This window comes from Escherichia sp. 20412-1, assembly GCF_003027595.1.
In the GTDB taxonomy this organism is placed as follows: domain Bacteria; phylum Pseudomonadota; class Gammaproteobacteria; order Enterobacterales; family Enterobacteriaceae; genus Escherichia; species Escherichia marmotae.
In genome coordinates this window covers 88,597-103,905 of the sequence record NZ_PYQM01000001.1, presented here as the reverse complement: position 1 = coordinate 103,905, position 15,309 = coordinate 88,597, and the positions used below count along the sequence as shown (strand labels likewise).

The following is a 15,309-nucleotide window of genomic DNA, read 5'->3' as shown; positions in this document are numbered from 1 at the left end:
GATGCGTCAGTTCAGAATGGCGCACTCAAAACTACAATGTCGGGATTTTCGATGAAACGTGTTTCTCAAATGACCGCGCTGGCAATGGCTTTAGGGCTGGCTTGCGCTTCTTCGTGGGCCGCTGAACTGGCGAAGCCTCTTACACTTGACCAGCTTCAACAACAAAATGGCGCAGCAATAGATACCCGCCCCAGCGCGTTTTATAACGGCTGGCCACAAACCTTAAATGGCCCTTCCGGCCATGAACCTGCCGCCTTAAACCTTTCTGCAAGCTGGCTCGACAAAATGAGCACTGAACAGCTCAACGCGTGGATTAAGCAACATAACCTGAAAGCCGATGCGCCGGTGGCGTTATACGGTAATGACAAAGACGTCGAAGCCGTTAAAACGCGTCTGCAAAAAGCAGGCTTTACGCATATCTCCATCTTGAGTGGCGCGCTAAGCGAACCTTCCCGTCTGCAAAAATTGCCGCACTTTGAGCAACTGGTTTACCCGCAATGGCTGCATGACCTGCAACAAGGCAAAGAAGTTACGGCGAAACCTGCGGGTGACTGGAAAGTGATCGAAGCAGCATGGGGCGCTCCGAAACTTTACCTCCTCAGCCATATTCCTGGTGCCGATTACATTGACACCAACGAAGTGGAAAGCGAACCACTGTGGAATAAAGTCTCTGACGAACAACTTAAAGCAATGCTGGCAAAACATGGCATTCGTCATGACACCACAGTAATTCTGTACGGGCGCGACGTTTACGCCGCCGCGCGCGTGGCGCAGATTATGCTCTACGCTGGCGTGAAAGATGTGCGCTTGCTGGACGGTGGTTGGCAAACCTGGTCTGATGCGGGTCTGCCCGTTGAACGCGGTACGCCACCGACAGTGAAACCCGAACCTGACTTCGGCGTGAAGATCCCGGCGCAACCGCAACTGATGCTCGATATGGAACAGGCGCGCGGTCTGCTGCATCGCCAGGATGCGTCACTGGTCAGCATTCGTTCATGGGCTGAATTTATCGGCACCACCAGCGGCTATGACTACATCAAGCCAAAAGGTGATATCCCTGGCGCACGTTGGGGTCATGCGGGCAGCGACTCAACGCATATGGAAGATTTCCATAACCCAGACGGCACTATGCGTACTGCGGATGACATCACAGCGATGTGGAAAGAATGGAACATCCTGCCGGATCAACAAGTCTCGTTCTACTGCGGCACCGGCTGGCGCGCATCAGAAACCTTTATGTATGCGCGGGCAATGGGCTGGAATAATGTCTCTGTTTACGACGGCGGTTGGTACGAATGGAGCAGCGATCCGAAAAACCCGGTAGCAACCGGTGAACGCGGCCCGGACAGTAGCAAATAACACTGCAATTACTGACGCTGAAGCCCCTTCAGCGTCAGATACCCACTCCACACCCGTGTAAATGTCGTCATCCAGCACAGCGCGCCAAATATCCACGCAAACCACGGGAAATACGCTGGAAAGAGGCAACTCAGAACAAACAGCAAAATCGTCTCGCTGCCTTCAGTTAATCCCCCCAGATAGTAAAACGATTTGTGCGCATAACCGGGGTTATCAATCTGATGCTTCGCCGCCAGCGCAGCAAAAGCAAGAAAACTGCTGCCCGTGCCGATAAACGCAAACAGCAGCCAGCCGCCCGCCAGCGCATTTTGTTCTGGTGCCGCGAGAATAAAGCCAAACGGCACCAGCGCATAAAAGAGAAAATCGAGAGAAATATCAAGAAAACCGCCTGCGTCAGTTAATCCTCTACGCCGCGCCAGCGCGCCATCAAGACCATCAAGTAATCTGTTCAGCAAAATGGCGATCAGCGCAGGCAGATACCAGCCCAACGCCAGAAACGGCAGTGCCAGCACACCAACAGCAAACCCGACTAACGTTAAACCATCTGGCGTGATGCCGGGTTTATCAAGCACCTGCACGCATTGATGCAGCAAAGGTTTAATCCGGGGGTGAAGATGGCGGTCTAACACGGGCACTCCTTAAATATAAAGCCCTTCAGCTCGGGCAACACTGCGGATATTATGGCATTTTTCGCTTATCTGCCTGTGGGTAATTTATGAAAATGATTGATGTTGTTGCCGCCATTATCGAACGGGATAGCAAAATTTTACTCGCACAGCGCCCCGCTCATAGCGATCAGGCGGGGTTATGGGAGTTTGCAGGTGGCAAAGTCGAGCCGGATGAAAGCCAGCCGCAGGCGCTGGTGCGGGAATTGCGCGAAGAACTCGGCATCGAAGCTACTGTCGGTGTTTACGTTGCCAGCCATCAGAAGGAAGTGTCTGGCCGGATTATCCATCTTCATGCCTGGCACGTACCGGACTTCCACGGTACGTGCCAGGCACTCGAACATCAGGCGCTGGTCTGGTGTTCGCCAGAAGAGGCTTTGCAATATCCGCTGGCCCCTGCTGATATTCCACTTTTACAGGCGTTTATGGCTTTACGCGCCGCCAGACCAGCGGATTGGTACTAATGGTTTTGTCATCCCGCTGGCATTGCAGCAATATCCCCTCCGCTTTAATCACTGCCCCCTCCGAATAGTTTTGATCCTGATAAACGCAGCACTGGTTACAGGGCTGCACCGATTGTCCGCCAGAACTAAACACCTCCGGCGGCACATTCACCTCTACATCCGGACGATATTGCGGGTTGGCCAGCGCAAAGAATGGAAATGCCAATGTTACGGCGAATAATGCTCTACTCACAGGAAACTCCTTATATTCGTTGTCTCTGCTACTGATAACGGTAACCGGGTAGAAAAACTTTAGCGTCTGGTTGCCGGATGCGACGTGCACGTCTTATCCGCCTCGAACCACTCTTGAAAATGCGCACGGTTTTCCAGGTCTGATAAAACGCACCAGAGTCACAGCAAACATTAGGTGACGTTTATAAAACCCGCAGATCATTAATTTGCTTTCCTGCGTCATTTTTTTCTTGCTTACCGTCACATTCTTGATGGTATAGTCGAAAACTGCAGAAGCATCTAAAACAAACAACACCAGCACAATCGTATTAATATATAAGGGTTTTATATCTATGGATCAGACATATTCTCTGGAGTCATTCCTCAACCATGTCCAAAAGCGCGACCCGAATCAAACCGAGTTCGCGCAAGCCGTTCGTGAAGTCATGACCACACTCTGGCCTTTTCTTGAACAAAATCCAAAATATCGCCAAATGTCGTTACTGGAGCGCCTGGTTGAACCGGAGCGCGTGATTCAGTTTCGCGTAGTCTGGGTTGACGATCGCAATCAGGTACAGGTTAACCGCGCATGGCGTGTCCAGTTCAGCTCCGCCATCGGCCCGTACAAAGGCGGTATGCGCTTCCATCCTTCAGTAAACCTCTCCATCCTTAAATTCCTCGGCTTCGAACAAACCTTTAAAAATGCTCTGACTACCCTGCCAATGGGCGGTGGTAAAGGTGGTAGCGATTTCGATCCGAAAGGGAAAAGCGAAGGCGAAGTGATGCGTTTCTGCCAGGCGCTGATGACTGAACTGTATCGCCACCTGGGCGCGGATACCGACGTTCCGGCGGGCGATATCGGCGTTGGTGGCCGTGAAGTCGGCTTTATGGCGGGGATGATGAAAAAACTGTCTAACAATACCGCCTGCGTCTTCACCGGTAAGGGGCTTTCTTTTGGCGGCAGTCTGATTCGTCCGGAAGCCACCGGTTACGGTCTGGTTTATTTCACTGAAGCGATGCTGAAACGCCACGGTATGGGTTTTGAAGGAATGCGTGTTTCCGTTTCTGGCTCCGGCAACGTCGCCCAGTACGCTATCGAAAAAGCGATGGAATTTGGCGCTCGCGTGGTTACAGCATCAGACTCCAGCGGCACCGTGGTTGATGAAAGTGGATTTACCAAAGAGAAACTGGCGCGTCTTATCGAAATCAAATCCAGCCGTGATGGTCGCGTTGCGGATTACGCCAAAGAATTTGGTCTGGTCTATCTCGAAGGCCAACAACCGTGGTCTGTGCCGGTTGATATCGCCCTGCCGTGCGCGACCCAGAACGAACTGGATGTTGACGCTGCACATCAGCTTATCGCCAACGGCGTTAAAGCGGTGGCCGAAGGGGCAAATATGCCAACGACCATCGAAGCGACTGAGCTGTTCCAGCAGGCAGGCGTGCTGTTTGCGCCAGGTAAAGCGGCTAATGCAGGTGGCGTTGCAACATCGGGGCTGGAAATGGCGCAAAACGCTGCGCGTCTGGGCTGGAAAGCCGAAAAAGTTGATGCGCGTTTACACCACATTATGCTGGATATCCACCATGCCTGTGTTGAGCATGGTGGTGAAGGTGAGCAAACTAACTACGTGCAGGGCGCGAATATTGCTGGTTTTGTGAAGGTTGCCGATGCGATGCTGGCGCAAGGGGTGATTTAAGTCATCAGGCGTTTGTGCCGGATGCGGCGTGAACGCCTTATCCGGCCTACGAAAACCCTCTGAATCAGAGAACAGCTCTGTAGGCCTGATAAGACGCGCAAGCGTCGCATCAGGCATTTGTCCGGGTGCGACGTAAACACCCTGAAAATCTTCAGCATCACGCCTTTATGTTATCGCTCCACTGCCCGCATCTTCCGATGGTGGGCTTTTTTTCGGCGTTCGCTTGCGTGGTGAAGCCTTTTTCTTCTCTTCGCCGCTGCCCGGAGCCACTATGCCGCGAAACTGCCGCACCGGCGTGCGCTTAGCCTGATCAATCAGTTGGTACAGCGTCCCCACCAGCGGCTGCATAAAGTCCTGGTAGCGGCACTGTTTTTCGCTGATTTGCGTCAGCACCGATTCCCAGTGCGCTGTCATGTCCGGTCGCGTCGCCATTTCTGGCAGCGAATGGAATAACGCTTTTCCGGCATCAGTAGAGTGGATGTAGCGCCCTTTTTTGGTCAGGAAGCCGCGCTTGAACAGCAGTTCAATAATCCCCGCGCGAGTCGCTTCTGTGCCCAGACCATCGGTCGCACGAAGGATCTTCTTCAGATCTTTGTCCTGCACAAAGCGCGCAATCCCGGTCATTGCCGAAAGCAGTGTTGCATCGGTGAAATGGCGCGGCGGCTGGGTTTGCCGCTCTACCACTTCGCCCTTCTCGCACAGCAACTCATCGTCTTTTGCCACCACAGGAAGTGGCGTGCCGTCGTTTTCTTCGTCACGCTCTTTGCTGCCTAACAGCGTGCGCCAGCCCGCTTCGGCAAGAAAACGTGCTTTTGCAACAAATTTGCCTTTTGCTATGTCCAGTTCGATCACACACTTGCGGAACACCGCGTCCGGGCAGAATTGCATCAGATACTGACGAGCAATCAGACTATAAACCTTCGCTTCGTTCTCCGTCAGGTTGATAGCCGAACTCCGCGCGGTCGGGATGATGGCGTGGTGGGCATCCACCTTTTTGTCATCCCAGCAGCGGTTGCGTAAATCTGGATCAACCACGGGCTGCGGCAGAAGACTCGGCGCATGGACACTGATGGCATTCATCACCGCATGGCGTCCGGCAAAATGTTCCTCCGGCAAATAACGACAATCGGAACGTGGATAGGTAATCAGCTTGTGCGTTTCGTACAATTTCTGACAGATATCAAGCACGTTCTGCGCACTCAGGCCAAAACGTTTTGCCGCTTCAATCTGTAACGTCGAAAGCGAAAATGGCAGCGGCGCGGATTCTGATTCCCGTTTATCGTTATAACTGGTGACAATCGCCGGTTGGCCGCTGATGCGGTTAACGACATGCTCCGCCAGCGGACGATGCAACAAACGCCCCTCTTCATCCTGGTACGGCTCACACGCTTCGCTCGGTTGCCAGATGGCGGTAAACCGCTCATCGGCAGGCGTCACGATATGCGCTTTGACTTCAAAGAAATCTTTCGCGACGAAGTTTTCAATCTCTTCGTCGCGGCGCACCACCAGCCCAAGCACTGGCGTCTGCACGCGCCCAACGGAAAGTACCCCCTGGTAGCCAGCATTACGCCCCAGAATGGTATATGCGCGGGTCATATTAATGCCGTACAACCAGTCGGCACGCGCTCGCGCCAGCGCAGAAACGCACAACGGTACAAACTCACTGTTGGAACGAAGACGATCGATCGCCCGCTCAACCGCCTGCGGGTTCAGGTCGTTGATTAAACAACGCTGAACTTGCTGGCGCTTTTCCGGCGCAAGTTGCAGGTAATCCAGCACTTCATCCACCAGCAATTGCCCTTCACGATCCGGGTCTCCGGCATGAACGATTTCGCTGGCTTCGTGCAGAAAGCGTTTGATGACGTTAAGTTGTTTGGTCACGGAAGGCCGCGGTTGCAATTGCCACTTTTCCGGGACAATCGGCAGATCTGCCAGATTCCAGCGCGCATAGCGGCTGTCGTAGGCGTCTGGCTGCGCCTGCTCAAGCAGGTGACCGATACACCAGGTCACCACCTGACCATTGCCGCATTCGATAAAGCCATCGCCTTTACGGTGCGGTTTGGGCAGGACATCAGCAATAGCGCGCGCCAGACTCGGTTTTTCGGCAATAAATAACCGCATTGAATTAACGGATCTCAACCATGGCACGACCACCGCGCGCAGGCACCAGTTCGCCAATCGCTGTCAGTTCGATACCAAATTCGGCTGCGGTAGCTTTAACTTCGTTTTCCGCCTCTGGCATAACCGCCAGTAGCAGGCCGCCGGAGGTTTGCGGATCGCACAGCAGATCGCGCACTTCGCGTGGCATTTCACCCATCAGATGACCGTAGCTGGCAAAGTTGCGTTCGGTGCCCCCCGGCACAGCGCCCAGCTTAATGTACTCTTCCACGCCCGGCAGTTTCGGGATTGCTTCATAGTCAATGCGCGCCTGCACGCCTGCGCCCTGGCACATTTCGCTTAAATGGCCCAGCAGACCAAAACCGGTAACGTCGGTCATCGCTTTTACGCCTTCAATGTTGGCAAAGGACGCTCCCGCGATATTCATCCGACACATCACTTCCGTCGCCAGTCCCTGATGTTCCGGTTTCAGCAGTGATTTTTTCTCGGCAGTGGTAAGAACACCAATCCCCAGCGGTTTCGTCAGGAACAGTTTACATCCCGCTTGTGCGGTACTGTTTTTCTTCACCCGTTCAGTCGGTACGATCCCCGTCACCGCCAGACCAAAAATCGGTTCCGGCGCGTCGATGGAGTGACCACCGGCCAGCGCGATACCCGCCTGACGGCATGCATAACGGCCACCTTCGGTCACTTCACGGGCAATTTCCGGGGACAGTTTGTTAATCGGCCAGCCGAGGATCGCAATTGCCATAATCGGTTTGCCGCCCATCGCAAAAATATCGCTGATGGCGTTAGTCGCCGCAATGCGACCAAAATCGAAAGGATTATCAACAATCGGCATAAAGAAGTCGGTGGTGCTGATGACGCTGGTGCCATTGCCCAGATCGTACACCGCCGCGTCGTCGCGGGTTTCGTTACCCACAAGCAAATTCGGATCAACAAACTTCGCCTGCTCACTGTGCAGGATGGTTTCCAACACTTTTGGGGAAATTTTACAGCCGCAACCAGCTCCGTGGCTGTATTGGGTCAAACGAATCGAGTTCTCGCTCATGGACATCTCCTGTCAATGCAATCCGGGTATGGTAACCCTCATTCCGTGAAGTGATAAGTGAGAGTGTCTGAATTCCTGCGTCTTTGCTCACAATCCACTCAGTTTCACCGCAATTATCAGAAATAAGTCACAAACGGTGTCGGGTCCGGAACGTTAATTGACGTTGACGCTTTCAACTGCGGTGTGCCGAGGTAGAGAAACCCGACGATTTTATCCTGATCCCGACAACCGAATGCATCACGTACCACCGGGCTTTCGGTTAACGCCCCACTACGCCAGATCCCGCCAAAGCCCTGGGCAACCGCAGCCATTTGCATTGCCATGACCGCGCAACCGGCAGACATTTCCTGTTCCCAGCGCGGGACTTTATGATTTTCTTCGCATTTCGCCACCACCGTTATGATAAGTGGCGCGCGGAACGGCGCATTACGGGCTTTGTCGATCGCTTTCTCATCACTCCCCGCAGCAACTGCGCCCTGTTCCAGAACGGCGCTGAAACGTTCGCACCCTTCCCCCTCAATCACAAAAAAATGCCACGGTTGCATGGACTTATGGTCCGGCGCACGCATCCCCGCACGCAGGATGTTTTGCAGTTGCTCACCTGTTGGTGCGGGTTCCGCCAGGCGGGAGGCGCTACGGCGATTGATCAATAGTTCGAGTGCATCCATTTGATTAACTCCTGTCATGATGTTTATTCACAAAATTAACACGAGAGTGGATTTTGTTACAGCACAGGCCGCGATTCCTGCTGACAAGTGCCGGTTGGGTCATTACGATAACCACATCTATTGCACCTGCGACAGGTGTAACTTTTAGTCTGGGAGAATACATGCGAACCCTTTGGCGACTTATTGCCGGATTTTTTAAATGGACGTGGCGTCTACTGAATTTTGTCCGTGAAATGGTACTTAACCTGTTTTTTATTTTTCTCGTGCTTGTTGTCGTGGGTATCTGGATGCAGGTCAGTGGTAGCGATAGCAAAGAAACCGCCAGTCGTGGCGCGTTGCTGCTCGATATCTCCGGCGTGATCGTCGATAAGCCTGACAGTTCGCAGCGGTTTAGCAAGCTGAGCCGTCAGTTACTTGGTGCCAGTTCTGATCGTTTGCAGGAAAACTCACTGTTTGACATTGTAAACACCATTCGCCAGGCAAAAGATGACCGGAACATCACCGGTATCGTGATGGATCTGAAAAACTTCGCGGGCGGCGATCAGCCTTCCATGCAGTACATTGGTAAAACCCTGAAAGAGTTTCGTGACAGCGGCAAACCGGTTTATGCCATTGGCGAGAACTACAGCCAGGGGCAATATTATCTTGCCAGTTTTGCCAACAAAATCTGGCTATCACCACAAGGCGTGGTTGATCTGCATGGTTTTGCGACCAACGGACTGTATTACAAGTCATTGTTGGATAAGTTAAAAGTTTCCACCCATGTGTTCCGCGTCGGTACGTATAAATCTGCCGTTGAGCCGTTTATTCGTGATGATATGTCACCGGCAGCCCGCGAGGCTGACAGCCGCTGGATTGGTGAGCTGTGGCAAAACTATCTCAACACTGTGGCTGCTAATCGTCAGATCACCGCCCAGCAAGTATTCCCTGGCGCACAAGGGGTGCTTGATGGCTTAACCAAAACCGGTGGCGATACCGCGAAGTACGCGCTGGATAACAAACTGGTCGATGCACTGGCATCAAGTGCCGAAATCGAAAAAGCCCTGACCAAAGAGTTCGGCTGGAGTAAGGCGGATAAAAATTATCGCGCCATCAGTTATTACGATTATGCTTTGAAAACTCCGGCAGATACCGGCGACAGCATCGGTGTCGTCTTCGCAAATGGCGCAATTATGGATGGCGAAGAAACCCAGGGTAATGTTGGCGGCGACACAACCGCAGCGCAAATCCGCGACGCTCGTCTTGACCCGAAAGTGAAAGCGATTGTTCTGCGTGTTAATAGCCCTGGCGGCAGCGTTACTGCGTCTGAAGTGATTCGATCTGAACTGGCAGCAGCCCGAGCGGCTGGCAAGCCTGTGGTTGTATCGATGGGCGGCATGGCGGCATCTGGTGGTTACTGGATCTCCACGCCGGCCAATTACATTGTGGCTAACCCCAGCACTCTGACCGGTTCTATCGGTATCTTCGGCGTGATCACTACCGTAGAAAACAGTCTGGATTCGATTGGTGTACATACTGATGGCGTTTCAACCTCACCTCTGGCGGATGTTTCCATTACTAAAGCACTGCCGCCGGAAGCGCAGCAGATGATGCAGTTAAGCATTGAGAACGGTTATAAACGCTTCATCACGCTGGTTGCGGATTCGCGTAACTCGACGCCAGAGCAGATCGATAAAATCGCTCAGGGCCACGTCTGGACTGGTCAGGATGCGAAAGCTAACGGTCTGGTCGATAGTCTCGGTGATTTCGATGATGCAGTTGCCAAAGCGGCAGAACTGGCCAAAATGAAACAGTGGCATCTGGAATATTACGTCGATGAACCAACCTTCTTCGACAAAGTGATGGACAACATGTCAGGTTCTGTACGGGCGATGTTGCCAGATACGCTCCAGGCTATGTTGCCTGCACCGCTGGCCTCGGTGGCTTCAACCGTTAAAAGCGAAAGCGACAAGCTGGCGGCCTTTAACGATCCGCAAAACCGTTACGCGTTTTGCCTGACCTGCGCCAACGTGCGGTAATCCCTGCAAATATGTGGCCGATATGCTGTCGGCCACACTCCTGAACCGGACTGTCTTTCACTTCCTCTCTCCACTACATTGCCTTGCTCATTCTGCATCTGATAAGGAGTCATCAGTGAATAAGGCACCCTCTTTAATTGCCGCTATTGTCCTCGGACTGGGGATCAGCGCCTGTGGTTATTTCGTTGGCGATGGAGTTAAGCATTTAAAAACTAACAACCGTTATGTGAACGTGCGGGGGCTTTCGGAAAAAGAAGTTCGCGCAGATACGGCTGAATTAACCATTGCGATTAACTTTAAGGGCAATGTTCCCGGCGAGCTTTTCCCAAAACTGGAAGACGCGCAGAAAAAAATTGTTGCCGAACTCAACGCTCAGGGGATTAGCAGCACAGAGATAAACCTGGGCCAATGGACAAGCAAGCGAACGGACTCCTTTTATCTCAAAGATGATCCAACGATGCCTCGCTATAATGCCGACGGGTCAGTGACGATAAAAACCCATAACGTTGCTGCCGTCGAAAAAGTCGTCGCTAAACTAAACGAACTGCAAGTCGCCACGGATGGTGCTATCGCTGATAGCAAAATCGCCTATCGTTTTAATGGCATTGGCGCACTTCGCGCTGAGATGATTGCCGCCGCGACAAAAGACGCACGTAACGCAGCATTACAGTTTGCGACGGATTCAGGTAGTCAGGTGGGGTCAATCAGCGATGCTTCGCAAGGGGTGTTCCAGATCTTCGCCAGTGGCAGTGATGAAGATGATCCTACGGCGATTAATAAAACGGTGCGCGTGGTAACGACCGTAACCTATGCGTTGCAGGATTAATCACTTTTCTCCGGCGGGACGCTACACCCTCTGTTCCGCCAGACTTTTCTCATATCCACAGAGTATCCAGGTGCGCTCCCTGCCCCTCACGTATATACTTTTGCTCTTTCGATATCATTCATATCAATATCATGCAAAAGAAATCAATTTACGTTGCCTACACGGGCGGAACCATCGGAATGCAGCGTTCCGAGCAGGGTTATATTCCAGTGTCAGGTCATCTGCAACGCCAGTTGGCGTTGATGCCGGAATTCCATCGCCCGGAGATGCCAGATTTCACTATTCATGAATATACGCCGCTAATGGATTCTTCCGATATGACGCCGGAAGACTGGCAGCATATCGCTGAAGACATTAAAGCGCACTATAACGAGTACGATGGTTTTGTCATTCTGCACGGCACCGATACCATGGCATATACCGCCTCTGCACTGTCGTTCATGCTGGAGAATCTTGGTAAACCGGTCATTGTGACAGGGTCACAAATCCCGTTAGCCGAGCTACGCTCTGACGGACAAATCAATCTGCTGAATGCGTTGTACGTTGCTGCTAACTACCCGATCAACGAAGTAACGCTGTTTTTTAATAACCGCCTGTATCGCGGAAACCGAACCACTAAAGCCCATGCCGATGGTTTTGATGCCTTTGCTTCCCCCAATCTTCCACCGTTACTGGAAGCAGGTATCCATATTCGTCGTTTGAATACACCACCCGCCCCGCACGGTGATGGAGAACTGATCGTTCATCCAATTACGCCACAACCGATCGGCGTGGTGACAATTTATCCGGGGATCTCTGCCGATGTTGTGCGTAATTTCCTGCGCCAACCGGTTAGGGCGTTGATTCTTCGCTCTTACGGCGTGGGTAATGCGCCGCAAAACAAAGCTTTCCTGCAAGAATTACAGGAGGCCAGCGATCGCGGTATCGTGGTGGTTAATCTGACGCAATGTATGTCCGGTAAAGTGAATATGGGGGGATATGCCACCGGTAACGCCCTCGCCCACGCCGGCGTTATTGGCGGCGCGGATATGACTGTGGAAGCCACTCTCACCAAGCTGCACTATCTACTTAGCCAGGGACTGGATACTGAAACCATTCGCAAGGCTATGAGCCAAAACCTACGCGGCGAGCTGACGCCGGATGATTAAGCAACTGTCTTGTTCGGGTTTCAGATGAGTGGCTCAGTGTATGCGCCAAACGCTTAATCACGGGCTATAAACCCCAGGAGACAACAGGCTGCATACACATTGCCAAATCTAATCGCTGTTATATTAACCAATTTTCAAGATACAAGGAGATTGCAATGCCCCATCGCGCCCTGTTACTGGTCGATTTACAAAATGATTTCTGTGCCGGTGGCGCGCTCGCCGTGCCAGAAGGTGACAGCACTGTGGATGTTGCTAACCGCTTGATTGACTGGTGTCAGTTGCGCGGTGAACCAGTTATCGCCAGTCAGGACTGGCATCCGGCTAATCACGGCAGTTTTGCCAGCCAGCATCAGGTGGAGCCATACAGCCAGGGGACGCTCGACGGTTTGCCGCAAACATTCTGGCCTGAACACTGCGTGCAGAGCATTGAAGGCGCGCAATTACATCCGTTACTCAATCAAAATGCGATCGCAGCAGTGTTCCATAAAGGCGAAAACCCTTTAGTTGACAGTTACAGTGCTTTTTTTGATAACGGACGTCGGCAGAAAACCGCGCTCGATGGCTGGTTACGCGACCATGAAATCAATGAATTGATCGTTATGGGGCTGGCTACTGACTATTGTGTGAAGTTTACCGTGCTGGACGCGTTGCAGTTAGGTTATAGCGTGAGCGTGATTACCGATGGCTGTCGTGGCGTAAATATTCAGCCGCAGGACAGTGCACACGCATTTATGGAGATGTCAGCGGCTGGAGCAACACTGTACACGCTGGCGGACTGGGAAGAGACGCAGGGATAATTTTGCTGGCCTACGATTCAGTACTGACGTTGTAGGCCAGATAAGACACATCAACGGCGCATCTGGCGTGCTCGTAGTTAAATCAAACAATCAACTCGTAACAGTAAAGATTATCCCTCTCTTCATAAACGTCTGATAAAGGGAACAAATCTCTTACTTAAACATGGCTATCGGCTTTGCCGAGATACCAAAATCTTCTTTCAACTGTTGTTTGCTCTTCATGACCATCTGACCGTTAGTGTCGATTGTCATATGCTGCGCATCGGTATTGTTTCGGGCCTGCCATAACATCACCAGTTGCAGGCAGTTCTCTTTTTGTTCTTCAGTCAGCGCAACACCATCTGGCCATTTTCCCAGTTCAACGGCAGTCGATAAACGCTGGTAAACCTCAGGCGTCATGCTGTTGATTATTTCATCAAGATCCATAATTTTCCCGCTCCTGTGGAATAAGTTGCTGAATCGTTTTTTCAACCGTTGATTTCTTCGCCATTTTCGTCATCAGTAAAGCGCAATGATGCCGAGTTAACACAATAACGTTCGCCTGTGGGTTGCGGGCCGTCGGGAAAGACGTGCCCCAGATGGGCATCACAGTTTCCGCAACGAATTTCTATCCGCTGCATACCATGTGACAAGTCTTTGATATAACGGATCGAATCTTCACTCACCGGCTCATAAAAACTGGGCCAGCCACAGCCTGAATCATACTTGGTTTGGGAGTGAAACAGAGGTGCATCGCAAATCAAACAGTGGTAAACACCGCCGCGCTTGTTATGCAGTAAACGTCCAGTGAATGGCGGCTCCGTCCCGTGATTCTGAGTCACGTAAAACTGCATCTCGGACAAATTTTTTTTCAGTTCTTCTGCCGAAGGTTTGTTAGCCATTTGCTCACATCTCACTTTAATCACGCTCACATTACGTGACTTATTCTAACAAAACATTAACACCTACTGGCAAAATTTTGTCCTAAACTTGATCTCGACGAAATAGCTGCACCTAAATCGTGATGAAAATCACATTTTTATCATAATTGTCCTTTAAAATTCTGGGCGCCGCCCTCATGTGGTTTCAAGCCCAAAGGAAGAGTGAGGCGAGTCAGTCGTGTAATGCCAAGGCACAGGATTGATTTGTCGCAATGATTGACACGATTCCGCTTGACGCTGCGTAAGGTTTTTGTAATTTTACAGGCAACCTTTTATTCACTAACAAATAGCTGGTGGAATATATGACTATCAAAGTAGGTATCAACGGTTTTGGCCGTATCGGTCGCATTGTTTTCCGTGCTGCTCAGAAACGTTCTGACATTGAGATCGTTGCAATCAACGACCTGTTAGACGCTGATTACATGGCATACATGCTGAAATATGACTCCACTCACGGTCGTTTCGACGGCACCGTTGAAGTGAAAGACGGTCATCTGATCGTAAACGGTAAAAAAATCCGTGTTACCGCTGAACGTGATCCGGCTAACCTGAAATGGGACGAAGTTGGTGTTGACGTTGTCGCTGAAGCAACTGGTCTGTTCCTGACTGACGAAACTGCTCGTAAACACATCACCGCTGGTGCGAAAAAAGTGGTTATGACTGGTCCGTCTAAAGACAACACTCCGATGTTCGTTAAAGGCGCTAACTTCGACAAATATGCTGGCCAGGACATCGTTTCTAACGCTTCCTGCACCACCAACTGCCTGGCTCCGCTGGCTAAAGTTATCAACGATAACTTCGGCATCATCGAAGGTCTGATGACCACCGTTCACGCTACTACCGCTACTCAGAAAACCGTTGACGGCCCGTCTCACAAAGACTGGCGCGGCGGCCGTGGCGCTTCCCAGAACATCATCCCGTCCTCTACCGGTGCTGCTAAAGCTGTAGGTAAAGTACTGCCAGAACTGAATGGCAAACTGACTGGTATGGCGTTCCGTGTTCCGACTCCGAACGTATCCGTAGTTGACCTGACCGTTCGTCTGGAAAAAGCTGCAACTTACGAGCAGATCAAAGCTGCCGTTAAAGCTGCTGCTGAAGGCGAAATGAAAGGCGTTCTGGGCTACACCGAAGATGACGTAGTATCTACCGATTTCAACGGCGAAGTTTGCACTTCCGTGTTCGATGCTAAAGCGGGTATCGCTCTGAACGACAACTTCGTGAAACTGGTATCCTGGTACGACAACGAAACCGGTTACTCCAACAAAGTTCTGGATCTGATCGCTCACATCTCCAAATAAGTTGAGATGACTCTGTGATCTAAAAAGAGCGACTTCGGTCGCTCTTTTTTTTACCTGATGAAATGAAGTT

The 15,309-nt window shown here is 51.6% G+C and carries 15 protein-coding genes; 8 read left to right on the top strand and 7 right to left on the bottom strand.

The annotated features are described in order from the left end of the window. Positions 1–51: 51 nt before the first annotated feature. The gene (ynjE, locus tag C7B16_RS00610; RefSeq protein WP_001516290.1) at positions 52–1,359 is read left to right on the top strand and encodes a thiosulfate sulfurtransferase YnjE; all 1,308 of its coding nucleotides are present in this window, start codon (positions 52–54) and stop codon (positions 1,357–1,359) included. A gap of 8 nt (positions 1,360–1,367) precedes the next feature. Here ynjE and C7B16_RS00605 read toward each other — a convergent pair whose 3' ends face one another. After that, a complete protein-coding gene (locus C7B16_RS00605; RefSeq protein WP_001516289.1) occupies positions 1,368–1,988 on the bottom strand; it encodes a CDP-alcohol phosphatidyltransferase family protein in 621 nt (206 codons plus the stop codon). 86 nt (positions 1,989–2,074) lie between these two features. Here C7B16_RS00605 and C7B16_RS00600 point away from each other — a divergent pair, with 86 nt between their 5' ends. After that, positions 2,075–2,488 (top strand): pyrimidine (deoxy)nucleoside triphosphate diphosphatase, encoded by a 414-nt coding sequence (locus tag C7B16_RS00600; protein WP_107179249.1) that lies wholly within the window; start codon positions 2,075–2,077, stop codon positions 2,486–2,488. Here the strand turns inward: C7B16_RS00600 and C7B16_RS00595 are convergent. Continuing rightward, the gene (locus C7B16_RS00595; protein WP_000085224.1) at positions 2,448–2,720 is read right to left on the bottom strand and encodes a YnjH family protein; all 273 of its coding nucleotides are present in this window, start codon (positions 2,718–2,720) and stop codon (positions 2,448–2,450) included. The two genes, C7B16_RS00600 and C7B16_RS00595, sit on opposite strands and share 41 nt — an antisense overlap. A 331-nt stretch (positions 2,721–3,051) precedes the next feature. Here C7B16_RS00595 and gdhA point away from each other — a divergent pair, with 331 nt between their 5' ends. Beyond that, on the top strand, positions 3,052–4,395 hold the full coding sequence (gene gdhA, locus C7B16_RS00585; protein ID WP_000373052.1) for an NADP-specific glutamate dehydrogenase: 1,344 nt from the start codon (positions 3,052–3,054) through the stop codon (positions 4,393–4,395). A 165-nt stretch (positions 4,396–4,560) separates the two neighbouring features. On the opposite strand, the gene topB is transcribed toward gdhA, so the two are convergent. The 3 genes from topB to C7B16_RS00565 form a co-directional block, all read right to left on the bottom strand. Beyond that, positions 4,561–6,516: a DNA topoisomerase III gene (topB, locus tag C7B16_RS00580; RefSeq protein WP_016248644.1), complete on the bottom strand. Its 1,956-nt coding sequence runs from the start codon at positions 6,514–6,516 to the stop codon at positions 4,561–4,563. A gap of 4 nt (positions 6,517–6,520) precedes the next feature. Beyond that, positions 6,521–7,564, bottom strand: a complete 1,044-nt coding sequence (selD, locus tag C7B16_RS00575) for a selenide, water dikinase SelD (protein WP_001516286.1) — start codon at positions 7,562–7,564, stop codon at positions 6,521–6,523. A 116-nt stretch (positions 7,565–7,680) separates the two neighbouring features. Continuing rightward, positions 7,681–8,232 carry an NAD(P)H nitroreductase gene (locus tag C7B16_RS00565; protein WP_107179248.1) on the bottom strand — a complete coding sequence of 184 codons (552 nt, stop codon included), beginning with the start codon at positions 8,230–8,232 and terminating at the stop codon, positions 7,681–7,683. Positions 8,233–8,393: 161 nt separating this feature from the next. On the opposite strand from C7B16_RS00565, the gene sppA reads away from it, so the two are divergent. The 4 genes from sppA to pncA all read left to right on the top strand — a co-directional run bounded on the left by sppA (position 8,394) and on the right by pncA (position 13,021). Beyond that, positions 8,394–10,250, top strand: coding sequence for a signal peptide peptidase SppA (sppA, locus tag C7B16_RS00555; protein WP_107179247.1), 1,857 nt, complete (start codon positions 8,394–8,396; stop codon positions 10,248–10,250). Positions 10,251–10,365: 115 nt separating this feature from the next. Then, a complete protein-coding gene (locus C7B16_RS00550) occupies positions 10,366–11,076 on the top strand; it encodes an SIMPL domain-containing protein (RefSeq protein WP_001030440.1) in 711 nt (236 codons plus the stop codon). 131 nt (positions 11,077–11,207) lie between these two features. Next, positions 11,208–12,224 carry an asparaginase gene (gene ansA, locus C7B16_RS00545; RefSeq protein WP_001516285.1) on the top strand — a complete coding sequence of 339 codons (1,017 nt, stop codon included), beginning with the start codon at positions 11,208–11,210 and terminating at the stop codon, positions 12,222–12,224. Between the two features lie 155 nt (positions 12,225–12,379). Next, positions 12,380–13,021, top strand: a complete 642-nt coding sequence (gene pncA / locus C7B16_RS00540) for a bifunctional nicotinamidase/pyrazinamidase (protein WP_107179246.1) — start codon at positions 12,380–12,382, stop codon at positions 13,019–13,021. Positions 13,022–13,174: 153 nt separating this feature from the next. Here the strand turns inward: pncA and C7B16_RS00535 are convergent, their stop codons facing one another. Together C7B16_RS00535 and msrB are read right to left on the bottom strand one after the other, a co-directional pair. Continuing rightward, a complete protein-coding gene (locus C7B16_RS00535; protein ID WP_010376102.1) occupies positions 13,175–13,447 on the bottom strand; it encodes a YeaC family protein in 273 nt (90 codons plus the stop codon). Positions 13,448–13,488: 41 nt separating this feature from the next. Beyond that, entirely contained in the window at positions 13,489–13,902 is a 414-nt protein-coding gene (msrB, locus tag C7B16_RS00530; protein WP_001284624.1) for a peptide-methionine (R)-S-oxide reductase MsrB, read from the bottom strand. A gap of 341 nt (positions 13,903–14,243) precedes the next feature. On the opposite strand from msrB, the gene gapA reads away from it, so the two are divergent. Continuing rightward, complete coding sequence (gene gapA, locus C7B16_RS00525) at positions 14,244–15,239, top strand: glyceraldehyde-3-phosphate dehydrogenase (RefSeq protein ID WP_000153502.1); 996 nt, start codon at positions 14,244–14,246, stop codon at positions 15,237–15,239. Positions 15,240–15,309 lie beyond the last annotated feature (70 nt).